The following is a 6,000-nucleotide window of genomic DNA, read 5'->3' on the forward strand; positions in this document are numbered from 1 at the left end:
CCCCGGTTCCACCCCGCCCCACCACCACCTCCGGTCACACAATTTGTCGGGCCTGTGGACAAACTCCCGGCCACGTTGCGTCATGGGATGGTGAAGGCTGCTAACTCACGGGGCACGGCCCCCGGTACCCCGCCCCGCACGCGCATCCTGATCGTCGGCGGCGGCTACGTCGGCATGTATACGGCGCTCCGCCTCCAGCGAAAGCTGAGAGCCGGCGAAGCCGAGGTCACGGTGGTCAGCGCCGAGCCCTACATGACGTACCAGCCATTCCTCCCGGAAGCCGCCGCGGGCGCGATCTCCCCCCGCCACGTCGTCGTCCCGCTGCGCCGCGTCCTCGGCAAGTGCCGCATCGTCATCGGCGAGGCCCAGAGCATCGACCACGCCAAACGGACCGTGACCGTCAGCACCCTCGCCACCCCCGACGAGGGCACCGGCCCCATCGAGATGCAGTACGACGAACTCGTCCTCGCCCCGGGCTCGATCTCCCGCACCCTCCCCGTCCCCGGACTCGCCGACTACGGCATCGGATTCAAAACGGTCGAAGAGGCCATCGGCCTGCGCAATCACGTCATCGAACAGATGGACATCGCCTCCTCCACCCGCGATTCCGCCCTCCGCGACGCCGCCCTCACCTTCGTCTTCGTCGGCGGCGGCTTCGCGGGCGTCGAAGCCCTGGGCGAGCTTGAGGACATGGCCCGCTACGCGGCGCGGTATTACCACAACATCAAGCCCGAGGACATGAAGTGGGTCCTCGTCGAGGCCAGCGACCGGATCCTCCCCGAGGTCGGCCCCGAAATGGGCGTCTACACCGTCCGTGAACTGCGCCGCCGCAACATCGACGTCCGCCTCGAGACCCGCCTCGACTCCTGCGAGGACCGCGTCGCCGTCCTCAGCGACGGCGCCCGCTTCCCCACCCGCACCGTCGTCTGGACCGCCGGCGTCAAACCGCACCCCATCCTGGCCGCCTCCGACCTCCCCAAGAACGAGCGCGGCCGCCTGGCCTGCACCTCCTTCCTCACCGTCGAAGGGGTCGAGCACGCCTGGGCGGCGGGCGACGCCGCCGCCGTCCCCGACATCACCGCGGACGAGAAGGGCCGCGAATGCGCCCCCAACGCCCAGCACGCCGTCCGCCAGGCCAAGGTCCTCGCCGACAACCTCCTCGCCGCCCTGCGCGACGAGGTGCTGACCGAGTACGCCCACAAGTACGCGGGCTCGGTCGCCTCGCTCGGCCTCCACAAGGGCGTCGCCCACATCTACGGCCGCAAGGTCAAGGCCTACCCGGCCTGGTTCATGCACCGCGCCTACCACCTCAGCCGCATTCCGAGCTTCAACCGCAAAATGCGCGTCCTTGCCGAATGGACCCTCTCCGGCCTCTTCAAGCGTGAGATCGTCTCCCTGGGTTCCCTCGAACACCCCAGGGCAGAATTCGAACTGGCCGCAGGCGGCGGCCCCAAGCCCCCTCCCCCGCCACCCGCCCCCAACCCCCCGCAGAACGGCCAGGGCTGACGTTGTCAGTGCGGTCGGCCACACTGGACGTGTGACCATAGGTGGTTCCACCCCTGCACAGAGTGACATCGTCCAGTCCGTGACCGCCCACGAGCGACACAGCGACCACTCGCGACACCACGAGGCTTGAACGCAGTGAACTTCACGCGCTGGAGCGCCCGGTTTCCCGGAACGCAGCGCCGCGCCGCCGCCCGGTCCGAACACGCCGCCGCCCAGGCCAAGCGGGGGGAAGGCGCGGTCCCGGCAGCCCGCGGCGGCCGCGCCGACCCCGGATCCGAGCGGCCCACGCCGGCCGCCGACGGCCACGCCGCCGACCCCACGGTCTCCGGGACCGGCACCGGGACCGGCAGCGGCGGCAGTGGCAGCGGCAGCGGCAGTGGCGGTACCGCCACGGCCCCGTCCCGGCGGACCGGCGTCCTCACCGCCGTGCCCTCCCTCGACGAGCTCTCCGTACGCGAGGTCCTCGGCCGGCTCCCGGCCCTGGTCGCCCTCGTCCACGGCCCCGAACACCGCGTCGCCTACGTCAACGACGCCTACACCACCGGCTTCGGCGCCCGCACCCCCGGCGCCCCCGCCCACGAAGCCCTGCCCGAACTCGGCGAGCTCGGCCTCCTCCCGCTCCTCGACCAGGTCCAGCGCAGCGGCAAGTCCCGTACCGCCAAGAACCGCACCGCACCGGGCGGCGGCAGCTCGTACACCGTCACCTGCACCCCCGTCGAGTTCCCCGAGTCCGACACCGACGGCGAGCCCGACCCCCACCACACCGGCGTCCTGATCCACCTCGCCGACGTCACCGACCACGCCGAAGCCGTCGAACGCCTCCGCGCCAGCGAACGCCGCCAGCGCGAAGCCGCCGTCACCCTCCAGCGCTCCCTCCTCCCCCAGGAACTGGAACAGCCCGACGACCTCCGCATCGCCGCCACCTACCAGCCCGGCGGCACCGAGGCCGCCGTCGGCGGCGACTGGTACGACGTCATCACCCTCGGCGCCGGCCGCACCGCCCTCGTCATCGGCGACGTCATGGGCCGCGGGGTCCGCGCCGCCGCCGTCATGGGCCAGCTGCGCACCGCCGTCCGCGCCTACGCCCGCCTCGACCTGCCCCCGCACGAGGTGCTCCAGCTCCTCGACGGCCTGGCCGCCGAGATCGACGCCAGCCAGATCGCCACCTGCGTCTACGCCGTCCACGACCCCAACGAAGGCCTGCTCGCGTACGCCTCCGCCGGCCACCTCCCGATCCTCGTCCGCGACGAGGACGGCACCGTACGCAGAGCCGCCGACCCCACCGGCCCACCGCTGGGCACCGGCGGCTGGCTCCACACCTCCGGCACCATCCCCCTGGGCCCCGGTTCCACCGCCGTCCTCTACACCGACGGCCTGGTCGAACGCCGCGGCGAGGACATCGACGAAGGCGTCGCCGCCCTGGAACGCGCCCTCTCCGGCGCCCAGGGCACCCCGGCCGTCATCTGCGACCGCCTGATGCGCGCCCTCGGCGTGGACGCCGACCACGACGACGACGTCGCCGTGATGGTCCTCCAGCAGCCCGCCCGCACCGGATCGGACGCCGAGCTCTTCCACAACGCCGCCCTGGAACTCCTCGGCGGCATCGAGGCGGCCCCGCGCGCCCGCGCCTTCGCCCAGGGCGTCCTCGCCTCCTGGCGGTTCCCCGTCGAGCTCTGCGACCTCGGCGTCCTGGCCGCCAGCGAGCTCGTCGCGAACTCCCTCCAGCACGGCACCCCACCCATGCGCCTGCGGCTGCGCCGCACCGACCGCCGGCTGATCATCGAGGTCACCGACGGGGACGACCACCTCCCGCGCCGCCGCCGCGCCGAACCGGCCGACGAGACCGGCCGCGGCATCTCGATCATCGCCACCATCGCCTCGTCCTGGGGCTCCCGCCGCACCCCGGGCGGCGGCAAGGCCGTCTGGTGCGAGTTCGCCCTGCCGGACAAGTAGCCGGGTACGAGGAAGGCCCCGGTCCACACGGACCGGGGCCTTCCTCGTACCCGCACATATATACGTACGGTCCTACGCACCTACGCGTGCACGGGCTCCGTGGCGGGCTCTGCGGCGGCGCCCGTAGCGGCCTCCTTGGCCACGACGGCCGGACCACCCTGCGCCACGACCCTGCTCGCCATCCACGGGTTGTCCTGCATCGGGCTGAGCCGCCCGCCGAGCCGCAGCGCCAGAGCGGCGATCCCGAGCGACACGAGCACGAAGACCCCGATGTAGAGCATCGGAACACCCGCACCGAGCGGCACCCCGAGCGGCCCGAGCGCCAGCGCCATCTGCTTGACCAGCGCGAAGGCAGAGTTGTACTGGCCCACCGAGCCCTCGGGCGCCAGATCGGCCACGAGCGGCGCCAGGGTCGGCGACAGCATGGCCTCGCCGATGCCGAAGAGCGCGTACGTGGAGACGAACGCGGCGGCGGCCATCATGGCGCTGCCGTGCCCCAGACCCGAGAACCCGGCGATGACCCACGCCACGGTCCAGATCAGGCCGACGAGCGCGATCACACGCGACCGACGGCGCTTCTCGACCAGCCTGAGCACGACGAACTGCGCGACGACGATCGCACCGGTGTTGGCCGCGAGCGCGAAACCGAGGGTGGAGGGGGAGATCCCGGCGGCCTCGGTACCGAAGGCGGCCAGACCCGACTCGAACTGTCCGTAGCAGGCGAAGAACACCACGAAGCCCAGCACGCACAGCTGCACCATGGCCTTGTGCCGGAGCAGCCGCTTCCAGCCGCTGCCGCCCGCCTGGGACGGGTCCTTCGGCACGGCGTCCTTGATGCTCGGCACCTGCGGCAGCCGCACGCTGAGGATGACGCCCGCCAGCACCAGGAACATCACGGCCTCGATGCCGAACAGCAGGGTGAAGCTGCCGGGCCGGCTCTCGTCGACGATCTGACCACCGAGCAGACCGCCGATGCCCAGACCCAGGTTCTGCATGAAGAACTGGAGGGCGAAGGCACGGGTCCGGGTGGACGGCGTGGAGCACCACACGATCATCGTGGCGAGCGCGGGCTGCATCACCGCCTGCCCGGCGCCGAGCGCCAGGGCGGAGAGCAGGATCGGCGCGATACCGGTGGAGAGCCCGAGCGAGAGCGCACCGGCCGATGCGGTGAGGGCCGCCCCGATGACCACGGGCACCGGACCACGTCGGTCGATGACCCGACCGGTGAAGGGCAGCGCCACGAGAGCGCCGAGGGCGAAGGCCACGAACGCGCACGTGGCGGCCATGGAACCCAGATCCCGCACCTGCGCCACGTAGATATAGAGGAACGGAACCGTGAAGCCGATGCCGAACGCCGTCAGCGCGTTCCCGGCCTGGATCCGCTGCATCGCAGCGCCCATCACCCTGGTCACTTTCACCTGCCTTTGAGACCTGAAGCCTGAAGACTTCATACCTAAACTTCAAGCCTTAACAGTACACACTGAAGGAGTTAGACGCCAACGGGCTCGTGCGATACTTCGGTCCATGGGTGACACCCCCGACGGCACTGCGCCCGTCCACGAGCCGAGCCTCGACGAACAGATCGCCGTCTATCAGCGCGAGTTCCAGGACCTGGACCCCCAGGTCGAGAAGGTCGTCTCGGCACTGAGCCGCCTGAACCGCCGCATGAACGTCGCGTACGGACGTCAGACGGCGGCCCTGGGCATCAGCAACGCGGAGTGGGAGGTCCTCAAGGCCCTCGTCATCTCCGGCGCCCCCTACCGGATGGGCCCGAGCGAACTGGCGAAGCAGCTGGGCCTCACGCCGGCGGCGATGACCCACCGGATCGACCGCATGACGGCGGAGGGCCTGGTCACCCGCGAACGGGACGAGTCCAACCGGGTCCGCGTGATCGTGGAGCTGACGGACGAGGGCCGCAGCAAGTGGCTGGACGCGATGCGCGCGGCCACGGTCTTCGAAGAGGACCTCCTCCAGGACCTCTCCACGGCGGAGCGCGGGGTGCTCGGCGACATGCTCACCCGCCTGCTGGACCGCGTCGAAGACCTCCAGTCACCCAGCTGACCACCGGGGTTGACACGAGCGCGGGGGATCCGTAAGGTTCTTCGAGTTGTCCCTGAGCCGGAAGGTTTCGGCGACAACGAATCCCGCCGCCTCGTTGCGGCACCCAACTCAGCACGATCTCCCACTGGGAACGAATTCGGCGTGCCCGAATTCATTTCCGAAGGCCGATTATGAATCGCCGGGGAAATCCACTAGAGTTCAGGAGTCGGAAGGGCCCAACAGCCCGGAAGACAAACCCCGCTGACTGGGGGTCAGGCCCGAAAGGATCTGATAGAGTCGGAAACGCAAGAACAGAACGAAAGCCCGGAGGAAAGCCCGCGAGGGCGAGTACAAAGGAAGCGTCCGTTCCTTGAGAACTCAACAGCGTGCCAAAAATCAACGCCAAAAGTTGATACCCCGTCCACTTCGGTGGATGAGGTTCCTTTGAAAAAGACCTGTAGGGCTTCCTTGTGGAGTGCTTGCAGGCAACAAACACAGCGA

4 protein-coding genes are annotated in these 6,000 nt (G+C 70.2%); 3 read left to right on the plus strand and 1 reads right to left on the minus strand.

What is annotated here, in order from left to right; all coding sequences use genetic code 11:
• The first annotated feature begins 87 nt into the window (after nt 1–87).
• Nucleotides 88–1,506 (plus strand): NAD(P)/FAD-dependent oxidoreductase, encoded by a 1,419-nt coding sequence (locus ACGFZK_RS31370; RefSeq protein WP_393852227.1) that lies wholly within the window; start codon nt 88–90, stop codon nt 1,504–1,506.
• 135 nt (nt 1,507–1,641) lie between these two features.
• Nucleotides 1,642–3,459 carry a SpoIIE family protein phosphatase gene (locus tag ACGFZK_RS31375; protein WP_393852232.1) on the plus strand — a complete coding sequence of 606 codons (1,818 nt, stop codon included), beginning with the start codon at nt 1,642–1,644 and terminating at the stop codon, nt 3,457–3,459.
• Nucleotides 3,460–3,539: 80 nt separating this feature from the next.
• On the opposite strand, the gene ACGFZK_RS31380 is transcribed toward ACGFZK_RS31375, so the two are convergent.
• Entirely contained in the window at nt 3,540–4,859 is a 1,320-nt protein-coding gene (locus ACGFZK_RS31380) for an MFS transporter (protein ID WP_393852233.1), read from the minus strand.
• Between the two features lie 124 nt (nt 4,860–4,983).
• On the opposite strand from ACGFZK_RS31380, the gene ACGFZK_RS31385 reads away from it, so the two are divergent.
• On the plus strand, nt 4,984–5,520 hold the full coding sequence (locus tag ACGFZK_RS31385; RefSeq protein WP_030292304.1) for a MarR family winged helix-turn-helix transcriptional regulator: 537 nt from the start codon (nt 4,984–4,986) through the stop codon (nt 5,518–5,520).
• Nucleotides 5,521–6,000: the final 480 nt, after the last annotated feature.

This window comes from Streptomyces sp. NPDC048257 (assembly GCF_043201855.1).
Classification (GTDB): Bacteria; Actinomycetota; Actinomycetes; order Streptomycetales; family Streptomycetaceae; genus Streptomyces.

Bases quoted from the DNA above. Each gene is read 5' to 3' on its own strand.
- ACGFZK_RS31370 (WP_393852227.1), top strand. From the start codon at position 88: ATGGTGAAGGCTGCTAACTCACGGGGCACGGCCCCCGGTACCCCGCCC.
- ACGFZK_RS31380 (WP_393852233.1), bottom strand. From the start codon at position 4,859: ATGGGCGCTGCGATGCAGCGGATCCAGGCCGGGAACGCGCTGACGGCG.
- ACGFZK_RS31385 (WP_030292304.1), top strand. From the start codon at position 4,984: ATGGGTGACACCCCCGACGGCACTGCGCCCGTCCACGAGCCGAGCCTC.